Here is a 13,987-nt window from a genome sequence, read left to right on the forward strand (position 1 = left end):
GTGCGGGAACCCGCTCGACGTCGGCCGGGAACAGCGGCTGTTCACCCCGAAACAGCGCATCGCCCTCGCCGTCCGCGACGGCGGATGCATGTGGCACGGCTGCGGCATGCCCGCCTCCTACTGCGAAGCCCACCACATCGACGAATGGGCCGCCCACGAGGGGCGCACCGACATCGATCGGGGCATCCTGCTGTGCAGGTTCCATCACATGAACCTGCACCACCACGGCCACCGGATCACCCGAGAGCGGGGTGGGCCGTTCGTCCTGCACCCGCCCGGCGGGGAACCGGTTCCGCTGCATTCCAGATCACCGCTGCGGTGGCTCTGGGATCCGCCACCGCGCGCCGCCTGACGCAGGGCGGGCCGTCAGTCGGCGGGGCGGCGCTCGGCGCGCTCGTCGGCGGCGGTCGCAGGGTCGTCGAGCTCCGCGGTGCGCTTCTGCCAGGGCCAGCGGCCCGAGATCTCGAGCTCGAGGGACCAGCTGAGGAACGTCCGGATCACGACGATGATCGCCAGCACCGCGATGTTGTCGAGCGTCGGCTCGAGCGCGACCGTGCGGATGATGTCCGCGGCGACGAGCAGCTCCAGGCCGAGCAGGATGGAGCGGCCGAGGAACCGTCGGTACCGGTCGTAGACATCCGGCTCGCGGCGGAACAGGCGCCGGGTCGCGGACGCCGTGGCGGCCAGCGCGCCGAGCACGATCGCGACCACGCCCGCGGCATCCACCGCCTTGCCGACGGTCTCGATGATCTCCTGGAAGTCCATGGTGTCGCCTCCTCGTCGCGCCCAGCGTAGGAGCGACGCGGCGCCCTCGCGCGGGCCTCGACCGAGGGACGGGGCGTGGGGTAAGGGGACCGTCGGCTTCGGGCCCAGGGCCGCGTGATAAAGTCGCCCTTTGGAAGCGTGTCCGAGCGGCCGAAGGAGCATGGCTGGAATCCATGTAGGCGGGGTAACTCGTCTCGCAGGTTCAAATCCTGTCGCTTCCGCTCCGAAGCCCCGCACCGATCTCGGTGCGGGGCTTCTTCGTCGCCGGGAGCCGCGGGGAGGCTTGGGCCGTTTCGACTCCGCTCGCTGGCGCTCGCTCCGCTCAACGACCGGGGGCGGGGTGGCGCTCGCTCCGCTCAACGACCGGGGGCGGGGTGGCGCTCGCTCCGCTCGACGACCGGGGGCGTCAGTGACCCTGGACGCGGGGGCGCACGAGCAGCGAGCGCGGGATGAGCGAGGCCCGCAGCCGCTCGCGGCCGGCGGGCAGGAGCGCGACGCGGGTCTGCGAGAGGGCGCGCGCGAGGCCCGGCGCAGGCGGGGCGCCGTCGCGCGCGAAGCTCGCGCGCTCGATGCCGGCCACCAGCGGCGCCAGCGCCGAGGCCGGCACCCCGTGCTTGGTCGACAGCAGGTCCGCGAACGCGCGCGGCGAGTCGCTCTCGTCGACCGCGATGCCCGCGTCGATCGCGACATTCTGCAGCTCGCGCCAGGCCGCCACAGCGTCACCGCGGCGCGCGGCCGCGAGGCGCACGCTCCACCGCACCGCCCGCACCACGGCCGGCACGGCCAGCAGCACGAGCAGCCCCAGCGCGACGCCGAGACCGCGCACCAGCGCCCGCACGTCGAAGCCCGTCGCCTGCGTTCCCCCGCCCTCGATGTCGCCGCGGTCCACGTCGCGCGACACCGACGGCGTGGGCGTCGGCGCCGACGGATCGGTCGGGGCCGCCGACGGGCCCGCGCTCGGCGCCGCCTCCGAGCGCAGCAGCGTCGGGGTGCCGAGCGTCGCGGTCGGCTCGAACGGCACCCATCCGATGCCGTCCAGGTACGCCTCCGGCCACGCGTGCAGCTGCGAGCCCAGCACGGAGTACACGGTCTGGCCGTCCATCTGCTGGTCCGTCGCGACGCCCGGCAGGAAGCCCACCACGACCCGCGCCGGGATGCCGAGCGAGCGCGCCATCACCGCGAACGTCGACGCGAAGTGCACGCAGTACCCGCTGCGGACGTCCAGGAACCCCTGGATCGCGTCCATCCCCGAGCCGTCGAAGCCCTCCTCGACCGGCGCCTCGAGCGAGTACCGGAACTCGCCGCCCCGGAACCAGGCCTGCATCGCGACCAGCGCGTCGTACGCGCTGCCCGAGCCCGCGGTCACCTCGCGCGCGATCGGTTCGACGAGCTCGGCGGCGCCATCCGGCAGCAGGAGCGACTCCTGCGCCATCCCGTCGTCCAGCGCGTGCCAGAACGCGCCGCCGCCCGTCGCGGGCACGGCCGCCTGCGCCTGCTCCCGGGTCGGCTGCGGCACCTGGGTGCGCACAACATAGGACTGCCCGAGCGAGGTCGTCGAGTCGCTGCGGACCGTGCGGTTGAACGGGTTCGCCGACCACGCCCCCACCGCGCCCCTGACCTCCACCGCCGGGTACGGCACCGGCAGGTACTCGCTCGTCAGGCGCGTGATCTCGATCGTCGTGGTCGCCTCGACCGCCTCGGCAGTCGACTCCACCGGGCCGAACGACAGCTCGTTGCGGCCCGCGCCGTCCGGCTGCCACGTCCGCCCGTTGAACGCCGTCAGCGTCGCGACCCGCAGGTACGGCGCGCCGCCGGTGGCGTCGGTGCTCAGCCGCAGCACCTCGACGTCCGCGGGTCGGCGCAGGTCGTCGCCCAGGTCGAGCGATGCCGAGATCGTCGCGGTGCGGCCCACGCCGCCGCCGATGGGGGTGCCCAGCGGCGCGGACGGCGCGACGATCACGGCCGCGACGAGCGAGCCGACGCCCAGCACCGCCGCCCACATCGAGGCCACCGGGCCCGCCTCCATGCCGGGCCGCCGCGCGCGCAGCTCGGCGCGGGCGAGCCACAGGATCGCCGCCGTCAGGATGACCGCCGCGACCAGGTCGGGATCGCCCGGCACAGCGAGCTGCGGGATCACGAACACCGTGATCAGCACGATCGCCGCGAGCAGCGGCAGGCGCGTGGCGCGCACGATATGCCCGACGAAGAATGCGAGCAGGCCGCCCGCCGCGATCAGCACCCAGCTGAGCGCCCGGCTCGGCTCCATGGGGGCGACGCCCTCGACGATCTCGACGCTGACGTCCGCGAACAGGCGCGGCAGGTCGCGCACCAGGTCGACGGTCGGGATCACCCCCAGCACGGCCTCGTCGTGCCGCAGCGCGTACGTCGCGCCCAGCACCCACGCCAGCAGCTCGGCGATCGCAGCCAGCACCCGGGGCACGCCGACGCGACGCAGCAGCCACCCCGTGAGCAGCACGACCGCGATCAGCAGGATGGCGCCCCACAGCCACGTGGGAACGAGGAGGCGCCCGATCGGCAGCATGGCCGCGATCGTGCCGACGCCCGCGCCGAGCGTCATCGACAGGTCGCCGCGCAGCCCCCGCACCGGCGGCGTCGGATCGAGCGGGTACGTCCAGGGGCCGTGCCCCGAGGGCGGGGGAGCGGTGCGGTGCGGGGCCTCAAGGACGGCCATGGCCGGCCCCCGCTCCCGAGTCCAGGCGGAGGTCGAATGCGTCCGCCGCGAACGCGCGGGACCCGAACGCGGGTGTGTCGTCGTGGGGCCGCGTGGCCGCGAGCCATCCCGCCTCGATGTCGGTCCCGAGCCGCGCGGCGTGCCAGCCCTGCCGGGCCGCCCGCTCGAGCGCGTCGCCCCGCGGGTCGACGCTCAGCAGCACCGCGCGCGAGGCCTGCGTCGCGACGGGCGCGAGCCCGGCGACGTCCTCGCCCGTGAGGCGGCCCGTCACGAGGATCACGGGCGCCGACGCCCAGTTGCCGATGCCGGTCGGCAGGCGGTCGAGCGTGTCCTCGCCGCGCGGGCCCACCGAGGCGAACGTGACGAGCAGCTCGCGCCGGTCGTCCTGCGTCTCGACGAGCGAGATGGGCGCGCCGTCGCTGTCCATCACCTCGACGGCATACCCGTCGCGCACCAGGCTCCACGTCGCCGACACCACGAGCGTCACGGCCGCCTCGAATCCCTCGTCGTCGCCGCGCGCAGCATCCGGGCTCCATCGGCGCGCGCCCCGGTCGAACACCACGATCGCGCGCGGGGTCGTCTCGCGCTCCTCCTCGCGCACCATGAACGAGCCGTGGTGCGCCGACGCGCGCCAGTGGATGCGCCGCATCGAGTCGCTAGGGGCGTACGGCCGCGGGATGAGGTTGTCGGCCCCCTGCCCGTGCCGGTCGGTGGTCGCCTGCGCGCCGCCGGTCGCGCCCGGTGCGCCGGGCAGCGCGCGCAGCGGCACCACCGCGGGCACGATCGTCACGGGCGTCCGTCCGCCCGCGCTCGCACGTCGCCGGGCGAGCCCGAACGGGTCGATCGCCGCGGTCTCGAGCGGGCCGATCGCGTGCCGGCCCCGCTTCATGCCCATCACGGCATAGGACACCGGCAGAACGCCGCGCCCGCCGGGCGGCAGATCGCCGATCGGGCCGTTCGGCTCGTCCTCCGTCACGACCGCGCGCAGGGCCGGCGGCAGCGCGTCGTGCCAGCGCCCGCCCGGCACGGGCCGCGTCGACAGCACGAGCACCGCGCGCACCTGCGAGATGCCGCCGACGCTCGCGACGTCCGTCGACAGCGTGCGCTCCACATCCGTCACCCGGCCCGCGAGGCGCAGCGTCACGAACGCCGCGGTCGTAAGCAGCATCAGCGTCAGGCCGAACACCACCAGCTCGATCCGCCCCAGCGTGTTGGCCGCGACCAGCAGCCCGACGCCCAGGAGCACGGCGGCGAGCCCGCGGGCGGTCAGCGGCGCGCGGCTCAGCGCGCGGACGCCCGGTGCGGGTGCGCCCGCGCGGGGCGCGGCGCCGCCCCGCGCGCGCGAGGACGACCGGCCGGACATCGCGTCACCGCACGGCCAGAGGCACGCGCACCGATCCCGCGATCCGCTCCAGGATCTGCGGCACCGGGTCGCTCGCGCGGTGCACGCCGGCGGCGCTCCGCGTGGGGATGAGGCGATGCGCGAGCACCGGCTCGAGCAGCGCCGTGACGTCGTCGGGGATCACGAAGTCGCGCCCGTCGAGCGCGGCCCACACCTTCGCGGCCCGCACCAGCTGCAGCGTGGCACGCGGGCTCGCACCCAGGCGCAGGTCGGGGTGCACGCGCGTCGCCTGCGCGAGCGCCACGGCGTACTCCTCCATCACGGGCGCGACGTGCACCGCGCGCGCGAAGCGGATCAGCTCGCTGACCTCCTCGACCGTGACCACCGGCCGCACCGCCGCGAGCGGGTTCTCGGTGTCGCGCTGGCGCAGCATGAGCGCCTCGGCCGCCGCGTCGGGGTAGCCCATCGAGATGCGCAGGATGAACCGGTCGCGCTGCGCCTCGGGCAGGGGATAGGTGCCCTCCATCTCGAGCGGATTCTGGGTCGCGACCACGAGGAACGGATCCGGCAGTCGGTGCGACGTGCCGTCGACCGTGACCTGACGCTCCTCCATCGCCTCCAGCAGCGCCGACTGCGTCTTGGGGGAGGAGCGGTTGATCTCATCGGCGATCACGATGTTCGCGAACACCGCGCCCGGCGTGAACGAGAACTCCCGCGACGCCGGGTTGAACACCGACACGCCCGTCACGTCGCTCGGGAGCAGATCGGGAGTGAACTGGATGCGCCGCACCCGCGCCTGGATCGACGCCGCCAGCGCCCGCGCCAGCACAGTCTTGCCGACGCCCGGCACGTCCTCGATCAGCAGGTGCCCCTCGGCCAGCAGCGCCACGAGCGCGCTGCGCACCGCCTGCGGCTTCCCGTCGATCACCGACGACACGGATCGGATGATCCCGTCCGTCGCGTGCTGGAACCGCTCGGGGGACATGGGCTCGGTCACCGGCGACTCCTCGGTTCGGGGATTCAGTTAGACTGGGGACAGCTCTCCGCGTGGCGACATCCAGGCCAACTCCCCCAGGACGGAAACGTAGCAAGGGTAACCGGGCTCTGTCGGGTACGCGGAGAGTCTTTTCTTTTTAGAAGCGGTCTCACGTGTTCGGGCGCCCGCTTCGCTCGCACGACTGTCGATGTGGATGGTCGGTGCTCGCTGCTCGGTGCTCGGTGCTCGGTGCTCGGGGGTGGGGCCGGTGGCGGTTTGGGGGTTTCGACTCCCTCGCTGGCGCTCGGTCGCTCAACCAGCACAGGGGGAGCTGGCGCTCGGTCGCTGAACCTGCTCGGGGTCAAGCCCCGCCTCCACGATGGATGCGCGCATAGGCTGGGCGCGTGGCGAGGAGCATCTACATCACCTCCGCGGAGGGGCACTCCGGCAAGTCCACCGTGGCGCTGGGCGTGCTCGACGCGCTCAGCCGGGCGACGCCGAGGGTGGGGGTGTTCCGGCCCATCGCGCGGTCGACCGCCGAGCGCGACTACGTCCTCGAGATGCTGCTCGGTCACGACGGCGTCGACCTCGACTACGACGAGTGCGTGGGCGTCACGTACGACGACGTGCGCGCCGATCCGGATGCCGCGCTCGCCACGATCGTCGGGCGGTTCAAGGCCGTCGAGGCGCAGTGCGACGCGGTGGTCGTGGTCGGAACCGACTACACCGACGTCGGCAGCCCCGCCGAGCTCGCCTACAACGCCCGCGTCGCCGCGAATCTCGGCACGCCGGTCCTGCTCGTGCTGGGCGGCCGCGCGCACCAGGGGCAGGCCGAGCAGCTCGGCACCACGACTCCGCGCACGCCCGAGGAGATGGCGCAGATCGCGCGCCTGGCGATCCCCGAGCTGCGGCGCGGCCGCGCCGAGCTCGCCGCCACGGTGGTCAACCGCGCCGACCCCGAGCACCTCGACGACATCGTCGCCCAGGTGGCGCAGGCCGTGGGCGCCGGGCCGGTCTGGGCCCTGCCCGAGGACCGCCTGCTCGTGGCGCCCTCCATGGCGGACATCCTGCGCGCGGTCGACGGCACCCTGCTGAAGGGGGACGACCAGCTGCTCACGCGCGAGGCGCTGGGCGTCGTGATCGCCGGCATGTCGATGGTCAACGTGCTGCCGCGCCTCGCCGAGAGCGCGGTCGTGGTCATCCCCGCCGACCGCACCGAGGTGCTGGTCGCGGCGCTGCTCGCGAACCAGTCGGGCACGTTCCCGTCGCTGGCGGGCATCATCCTGAACGGGCCGTTCCCGATCCCGGACGACGTGCTGCGCCTGATCGACGGCCTCGGATCCACCCTGCCGATCGTGACCACCGACCTCGGCACGTACGACACCGCGGTGCGCGTGATGTCGACGCGCGGGCGCGCGACCGGATCCGGCCGGCGCTACGACACGGCCCTCGCGCTGTTCGAGAAGCACGTCGACATCGCCGAGCTCACGCGCGTGCTGGGCGTCGCCCGTGCGACCGTCGTGACGCCCCTGATGTTCGAGTACGGCCTGCTCGAGCGCGCCCGCGCCGACCGCCGCCACATCGTGCTGCCGGAGGGCGGCGACGACCGCGTGCTGCGCGCGGCTGCGTCGCTGCTCAAGCGCGAGGTGGCCGAGCTGACCATCCTCGGCGACCCCGGCGCGATCGCCGCCCGCGCGACCGAGCTGGGCCTCGACCTGGGCGACGCGCACCTGGTCAGCCCGTTCGACCCGGAACTCGTCGAGCGCTTCGCCACCGAGTACGCGCGGCTGCGCGCGCACAAGGGCGTCACGTACGAGAAGGCCGCCGACACCGTCACGGACGTGTCGTACTTCGGCACGATGATGGTGCACCTGGGCCTGGCCGACGGCATGGTGTCGGGTGCCGCCCACACGACCGCGCACACGATCCGCCCGGCGTTCGAGATCATCAAGACCAAGCCGGGGGTGTCGGTCGTCTCGAGCGTCTTCCTGATGGCGCTCGCCGACCGCGTGCTGGTCTACGGCGACTGCGCCGTGATCCCCGACCCGACGGCCGAGCAGCTCGCCGACATCGCGATCTCGTCGGCCGCCACGGCCGCGCAGTTCGGGGTCGAGCCGCGCGTCGCGATGCTGTCGTACTCGACCGGCGAGTCCGGATCGGGCGCGGATGTCGACAAGGTGCGCCTCGCGACCCAGCTGGCCCGCGAGCGCGCGCCCGAGCTGCCGATCGAGGGACCCATCCAGTACGACGCCGCCGCCGACGCGGCGGTCGCGAAGGCCAAGCTGCCGCAGTCCGCGGTCGCGGGCCGCGCGACGGTGTTCGTGTTCCCCGACCTCAACACCGGAAACAACACGTACAAGGCCGTGCAGCGCTCGGCGGGCGCCGTCGCGATCGGACCCGTGCTGCAGGGCCTCAACAAGCCGATCAACGACCTGTCGCGCGGCGCGCTCGTGCAGGACATCGTCAACACGGTCGCGATCACCGCGATCCAGGCGCAGGGGAGCGCTTCGTGACGTTTCGACTCCGTTCGCTGGCGCTCACTCCGCTCAACGACCGGGGGGTGGTGAGTGCCATGGGGAGCTTCGTGACGTTTCGACTCGGTCGCTTCGCTCCCTCGCTCAACGAGCACGGGATGGACAACGACCGGGAAATCGTGAGGAGCCGCGCATGAGCATCGTACTGGTCGTCAACAGCGGGTCGTCGTCGTTCAAGTACCAGCTGCTCGACATGGCGCGGGAGCAGGTTCTCGCCTCCGGGCTCGTGGAGCGGATCGGCGAGGCCACCGGCGTCGCAACCCACACGGTGCGCTTCCACGCCGAGCCGGGGGAGCCCGCCCCCGCCGTCCTCGACGCGACGCACCGGATCGAGCGCCCCATCCCGGATCACACCGCCGGCTTCGCGGCGATGCTCGACGCGTTCGCGCAGCACGGACCGTCGCTCGACGAGCACCCGCCGGTCGCGGTCGGCCACCGCGTGGTGCACGGCGGCGCGCGGTTCTTCGAGGCGACCGTGATCACCGACCTGGTCGAGATCAACATCGACGACCTCTCGGTGCTCGCGCCGCTGCACAACCCGGGCGCGCTGCAGGGCATCCGCGCCGCGCGCGCGGCGTTCGCCGGCATCCCGCACGTCGCGGTGTTCGACACCGCGTTCCACCAGACGCTGCCGCCCGCGGCCTACACCTACGCGATCGACCGCGAGGTCGCCGCGAAGCACCGGATCCGCCGGTACGGCTTCCACGGCACCAGCCACCAGTACGTCAGCGCCAAGGCCGCCGAGTTCCTCGGACGCGACCTCGCGAGCCTGAAGCAGATCGTCTTCCACCTCGGCAACGGCGCGTCCGTCACGGCGGTCGACGGCGGCCGGTCGGTCGAGACGTCCATGGGCCTGACCCCGCTCGAGGGGCTCGTGATGGGCACCCGCTCGGGCGACCTCGACCCGGCCGTGCTGCTGCACCTGGCGCGGCGCGCGTCGATGTCGACCGACGACCTGGACCGCCTGCTCAACAAGCGCAGCGGGGTCCTGGGGCTGGCCGGCGTGACCGACATGCGGGATCTCGCCGCCCGCCGCGCCGAGGGCGACGAGGCCGCGCAGCTCGCGTTCGACGTGTACATCCACCGCCTGCGCGCCTACGCGGGCGCCTACACCGCGCAGCTCGGCGGGGTCGACGTGATCTCGTTCACGGCCGGCGTCGGGGAGAACGACGCAGCCATCCGCGCGGCGGCCCTCGAGACGCTCGGCTTCCTGGGGCTGGAGATCGACCCCGAGCGCAACCAGGCGCGCGAGCGCGGCCCGCGCGTCATCTCGACCGACGACTCCGCCGTGACCGTGCTGGTGGTCCCCACGGCCGAGGAGCTCGAGATCGCGCGCCAGACCCTGGCGGCCGTCTGACCCTGCCGTCGGCCCGGTGCGTGGGACTACGCTGGGCGGCGTGAGCAGCCTGCCCGACCTGACCGCCTACGACGCCGTGCTGTTCGATCTCGACGGCGTCATCACGCCGACCGCCGAGGTGCACATGCACGCCTGGCGCGCGATGTTCGAGCAGCTGTTCGCCGACTGGGACATCACGCCGCCGTACACCGACACCGACTACTTCGACCATCTCGACGGCAAGAAGCGGTACGACGGCGTCGCGTCCATACTGCGCAGCCGCGATGTCGAGGTGCCGTGGGGCGACCCCTCCGACCCGCCGGAGGCCGACACCGTGTGCGGCATCGGCAACCGCAAGAACATCGTGTTCTCGCGCGTGCTGCGCGAGGAGGGCATACAGCCGTACCCCGGCACCATGCGCCTGCTCGACATCCTCGACGCGGCCGGCGTCCCGTCCGCCGTCGTGTCCAGCTCGAAGAACGCCGAGGACGTGCTCGCGGCCGCGGGCATCCGCGACCGCTTCCCGGTCGTGATGGACGGCGTCGTCGCCGAGCGCGAGCACCTGCCGTCCAAGCCCGCGCCCGACGTCTTCCTCCGTGCCGCGGAGATGGCCGGCGTGGACCCGGCGCGCACCGCCGCGGTCGAGGACGCCATCTCGGGCGTGCAGTCCGCCGTCGCCGGCGGCTTCGGACTGGTCGTCGGCGTCGACCGCGGGGCGGGCGCGCACGCGCTCGAGAACGCCGGCGCGCACGTGATCGTCTCCGACCTCGCCGAGTTCGCCGACGCGCACGACGCGACCTCCCGCTGACACCCGAAAAGCGCTGCGCCGCGGAATACCGCCCGACTCTGTGGCGGTTCCCGGCGATCCCGTGCGATCCTGTTCCGTCCCCGTTTCCCGCTTTCCTCACATCCCGACCCCACACGGAGCCCGAATGATCGACCGCGACCGCTTTCCCGTCGACCCCTGGCGCCTGATCGAAACGCGCTACTCGGGCGACGACGCGGGCGTGACCGAGACCATCTTCTCGGTCGGCAACGGCTACCTCGGCCTGCGCGGAAACCACCCCGAGGGCCGCCACGCGCACGAGCACGGCACCTTCATCAACGGCTTCCACGAGACCTGGCCCATCCGCCACGCCGAGCAGGCCTACGGCTTCGCCGAGGTCGGCCAGACCATCATCAACGCGCCCGACGCCAAGGTCATGCGCGTGTACGTCGACGACGAGCCGCTGTCGCTCGACATCGCCGAGATGCGCGAGTACGAGCGCGTGCTCGACATGCGCGAGGGCGTGTACCGCCGACGGCTGCTGTGGCGCACGCCGTCGGGCAAGGACGTGCTGATCGAGGACGACCGCGTCGTCTCGTTCGAGGAGCGCCACGTCGCCGTCATGCGGATGACCGTCACGGTGCTCGACACGGACGCCCCCGTGACCATCAGCTCGCAGATCGTCAACCGCCAGGACGGCGAGAACGTCTACGGCGGCACGCCGTCGATGGCGGCCGCGAAAGCCGCCGGCCGCGGCGCGACGTTCGACCCGCGCAAGAGCGAGAAGATCGGCGAGCGGGTGCTGCAGCCGCAGGAGTACTGGACGGACGAGCTGCGCTCGGCGCTGTCGTACCGCGTCACCGAGTCGGGCATGACGATCGCGGTCGCGGCCGACCACTCGATCGACACCGCCAACGAGTACGACATGCGGCACCTGGTCGAGCCCGACATCGCCAAGCACGTGTTCCGCGTGCGCGCCAAGGCGGGCGTGCCGATCACGATCACCAAGGTCGTCAGCTACCACACGTCGCGCGGCGTGCCCCCGCGCGAGCTCGTCGAGCGCTGCCGCCGCACGCTCGACCGGATCGCCGTGTCGGGCGCCGAGGACGTCTACCGTCGCCAGCGCGCCTGGATGGACGCGTTCTGGTCCACGTCGGATGTCCGGATCGCCGCGCAGGACAGCCTGCAGCAGGCGACCCGGTGGTGCCTGTTCCAGCTCGCGCAGGCCGCGGCCCGCGCGGACGGCTTCGGCGTCCCCGCCAAGGGCGTCACGGGCTCGGGCTACTCGGGCCACTACTTCTGGGACACCGAGATCTACGTGCTGCCGTTCCTGGCGTACACGAACCCGCTCTGGGCGCGGAACGCCATGCGGATGCGCACCATGATGCTGCCCGCCGCGCGCCGCCGCGCCGCGCAGCTGAACGAGGCCGGGGCGCTGTTCCCGTGGCGCACGATCAACGGCGAGGAGGCGTCCGCCTACTACGCCGCCGGCACGGCGCAGTACCACATCAACGCGGACGTCGCGTATGCGCTCGTCAAATACGTGCGCGCCACGGGCGACCACGACTTCATGGAGCGCGAGGGCGCCGACGTGCTCGTCGAGACCGCGCGCCTGTGGGCCACGCTCGGGTTCTGGCGCTCGCACGAGGGCGTCGAGTCGTTCCACATCCACGGCGTGACCGGCCCGGACGAGTACACGACCGTCGTCAACGACAACCTCTTCACGAACGTGATGGCGCGGTTCAACCTGCGCGCCGCCGCGCGCGTGGTGCGCGAGATGGCCGAGACCAACCCGGGCGCGTTCCGCCTGCTGTCCGACCGCGTCGCGCTGGACGCCAGCGAGCCCGAGGCGTGGGAGCGCGCGGCCGACGCCATGCACATCCCCTACAGCGAGAACTTCGGCATCCACCCGCAGGACTCGCTGTTCCTCGAGCGCGAGGTCTGGGACCTGGAGCACACGCCGGCCGAGCAGCGGCCGCTGCTGCTGCACTTCCACCCGCTCGTGATCTACCGCTTCCAGGTGCTCAAGCAGGCGGACGTCGTGCTCGCGCTGTTCCTGCAGGGCAACCACTTCTCGCCCGAGGAGAAGCGCGCCGACTTCGACTACTACGACCCGCTGACCACGGGCGACTCGACCCTGTCGGCGGTCGTGCAGTCGATCCTCGCGGCCGAGGTCGGGTACCAGGACCTCGCGCACGAGTACTTCGAGGAGGCGATCTTCGTCGACCTCGGCGACCTGCACCACAACGCGGCCGACGGCGTGCACGTCGCGTCGGCGGGCGGAGTGTGGACCGCGCTCGTCAGCGGCTTCGGCGGCATGCGCGACCACCTGGGCGAGCTGTCGTTCGACCCGCGCCTGCCCGAGGAGTGGCCCGAGCTGGCCTACACGCTGCAGTGGCAGGGCGCCGTCGCCGACGTCGTGCTGCGCCGCGAGGAGATGACCGTCACGGTGCGCTCGGGCGATCCGGTGCGGTTCACGGTGCGCGGACACGCGTACGTCGCGTCGGTGGACCAGCCGGCCGTCGTGCCGCTGGCCGACCAGGGCCCCGTGCTGCCGGGCCGCCCGACGCTCAAGCCGTTCAGCGAGATGCGCCGCGAGGACGGCACCGCGATGGAGCCGACCGTGCCGATCACGGCGTCCGTGCCGGTCACCACGTCGGCGATCCCGATCGTCGGCGAGACCGTCGGATCGCGCGGTGAGTGACGTCCTGATCTCCGCCGCGGAGCTCGCCGAGCGGCTCGGCGAGGTCACGCTGCTGGACGTCCGCTGGACCCTCGCGGATCCGGATGCGGGCCGCCCCGCGTACCTGGCCGGGCACATCCCGGGCGCCGTGTTCGTCGACCTGCACCACGAGCTGGCGGATCCGTCGCAGCCCGCGACCGAGGGACGCCACCCGCTGCCGCCCGTCGAGCGGCTGCAGGAGTCCGCGCGGGCCTGGGGCGTCCGCACCGGCCGGCCCGTGGTGGTCTACGACGACAGCTCCGGGATGGCCGCCGCGCGCGCGTGGTGGCTGCTGCGGCACGCGGGCGTCTCCGACGTGCGCGTGCTCGACGGCGCCCTGTCGGCCTGGACCACGGCGGGGCATCCGCTCGAGGCGGGGGAGGTGCGCGCCGAGCCCGGCGACATCGAGCTGGCGTACGGTGCGCTGCCGGTGCTGACGGCCGACCAGGCCGCGGCGTTCCCGCGCGTCGGCACGCTGCTCGACGCCCGCGCGCCGGAGCGCTACCGCGGCGAGGCGGAGCCGATCGATCCCCGCGCCGGGCACATCCCCGGCGCCGTGTCGGCGCCCGCCACGGGCAACATCGACGCGTCGGGCGGGTTCCTCGAGCCGGGCTCCATCCGGGCCCGCTTCCAGGAGCTCGGCGTCGACCTGTCCGCGCCGATCGGCGTGTACTGCGGCTCGGGCGTCACGGCCGCGCACACCCTGCTCGCGCTCGCCGCGGCGGGCGTGCCCGGCGCCCTGTACCCGGGGTCGTGGAGCCAGTGGTCGAACCAGGACCGTCCCGTCGCCACGGGCGACCAGCCGTAGCCTCCCACCCTGGGGAGGCCCCGGCTCGGATGTCCCACCCCTCCCG

10 protein-coding genes, 1 tRNA gene and 1 other RNA gene are annotated in these 13,987 nt (G+C 73.3%); 8 read left to right on the forward strand and 4 right to left on the reverse strand.

Translation table 11 applies throughout. The features are described from left to right. The coding region (locus ASD19_RS14560; RefSeq protein WP_200941125.1) for an HNH endonuclease signature motif containing protein at positions 1-352 on the forward strand (352 nt) is incomplete at its 5' end. Between the two features lie 14 nt (positions 353-366). Here the strand turns inward: ASD19_RS14560 and ASD19_RS13355 are convergent. Beyond that, a complete protein-coding gene (locus ASD19_RS13355; RefSeq protein ID WP_055993641.1) occupies positions 367-765 on the reverse strand; it encodes a DUF1622 domain-containing protein in 399 nt (132 codons plus the stop codon). Between the two features lie 132 nt (positions 766-897). Between ASD19_RS13355 and ASD19_RS13360 the strand changes: the two genes are divergently transcribed. Continuing rightward, positions 898-986, forward strand: a tRNA-Ser gene (locus tag ASD19_RS13360). A 185-nt stretch (positions 987-1,171) separates the two neighbouring features. Here the strand turns inward: ASD19_RS13360 and ASD19_RS13365 are convergent. The 3 genes from ASD19_RS13365 to ASD19_RS13375 are packed head-to-tail and all read right to left on the reverse strand — an operon-like array spanning position 1,172 to position 5,784. After that, positions 1,172-3,457 (reverse strand): transglutaminase family protein, encoded by a 2,286-nt coding sequence (locus ASD19_RS13365; RefSeq protein ID WP_055993645.1) that lies wholly within the window; start codon positions 3,455-3,457, stop codon positions 1,172-1,174. Beyond that, a complete protein-coding gene (locus ASD19_RS13370; RefSeq protein WP_055993648.1) occupies positions 3,444-4,820 on the reverse strand; it encodes a DUF58 domain-containing protein in 1,377 nt (458 codons plus the stop codon). The genes ASD19_RS13365 and ASD19_RS13370 overlap by 14 nt, the downstream gene beginning before the upstream one ends. A 4-nt stretch (positions 4,821-4,824) precedes the next feature. Further along, positions 4,825-5,784: an AAA family ATPase gene (locus tag ASD19_RS13375; RefSeq protein WP_055993876.1), complete on the reverse strand. Its 960-nt coding sequence runs from the start codon at positions 5,782-5,784 to the stop codon at positions 4,825-4,827. 49 nt (positions 5,785-5,833) lie between these two features. On the opposite strand from ASD19_RS13375, the gene ffs reads away from it, so the two are divergent. From ffs to ASD19_RS13400, 6 genes are all read left to right on the forward strand, one after another. After that, an RNA gene (ffs, locus tag ASD19_RS14160) (signal recognition particle sRNA small type) lies at positions 5,834-5,930 on the forward strand. A gap of 249 nt (positions 5,931-6,179) precedes the next feature. Then, the gene (gene pta, locus ASD19_RS13380; RefSeq protein ID WP_055993651.1) at positions 6,180-8,288 is read left to right on the forward strand and encodes a phosphate acetyltransferase; all 2,109 of its coding nucleotides are present in this window, start codon (positions 6,180-6,182) and stop codon (positions 8,286-8,288) included. 154 nt (positions 8,289-8,442) lie between these two features. Continuing rightward, positions 8,443-9,666, forward strand: a complete 1,224-nt coding sequence (locus tag ASD19_RS13385) for an acetate/propionate family kinase (protein ID WP_055993655.1) — start codon at positions 8,443-8,445, stop codon at positions 9,664-9,666. Positions 9,667-9,706: 40 nt separating this feature from the next. Further along, entirely contained in the window at positions 9,707-10,453 is a 747-nt protein-coding gene (locus ASD19_RS13390) for an HAD family hydrolase (RefSeq protein WP_055993659.1), read from the forward strand. 124 nt (positions 10,454-10,577) lie between these two features. Next, positions 10,578-13,115 (forward strand): glycoside hydrolase family 65 protein, encoded by a 2,538-nt coding sequence (locus tag ASD19_RS13395; RefSeq protein WP_055993663.1) that lies wholly within the window; start codon positions 10,578-10,580, stop codon positions 13,113-13,115. Continuing rightward, positions 13,108-13,941, forward strand: a complete 834-nt coding sequence (locus ASD19_RS13400) for a sulfurtransferase (protein ID WP_055993665.1) — start codon at positions 13,108-13,110, stop codon at positions 13,939-13,941. The genes ASD19_RS13395 and ASD19_RS13400 overlap by 8 nt, the downstream gene beginning before the upstream one ends. The last annotated feature ends 46 nt before the right edge of the window (positions 13,942-13,987 follow it).

The organism is Microbacterium sp. Root53 (assembly GCF_001426925.1).
In the GTDB taxonomy this organism is placed as follows: Bacteria; Actinomycetota; Actinomycetes; order Actinomycetales; family Microbacteriaceae; genus Microbacterium.

What these genes read in the sequence shown, in the direction of transcription:
- ASD19_RS13385 (WP_055993655.1), top strand. Translation starts at nt 8,443, where the DNA reads ATGAGCATCGTACTGGTCGTCAACAGCGGGTCGTCGTCGTTCAAGTAC.
- ASD19_RS13365 (WP_055993645.1), bottom strand. Translation starts at nt 3,457, where the DNA reads ATGGCCGTCCTTGAGGCCCCGCACCGCACCGCTCCCCCGCCCTCGGGG.
- ASD19_RS13395 (WP_055993663.1), top strand. Translation starts at nt 10,578, where the DNA reads ATGATCGACCGCGACCGCTTTCCCGTCGACCCCTGGCGCCTGATCGAA.
- ASD19_RS13355 (WP_055993641.1), bottom strand. Translation starts at nt 765, where the DNA reads ATGGACTTCCAGGAGATCATCGAGACCGTCGGCAAGGCGGTGGATGCC.
- ASD19_RS13375 (WP_055993876.1), bottom strand. Translation starts at nt 5,784, where the DNA reads ATGTCCCCCGAGCGGTTCCAGCACGCGACGGACGGGATCATCCGATCC.
- ASD19_RS13370 (WP_055993648.1), bottom strand. Translation starts at nt 4,820, where the DNA reads ATGTCCGGCCGGTCGTCCTCGCGCGCGCGGGGCGGCGCCGCGCCCCGC.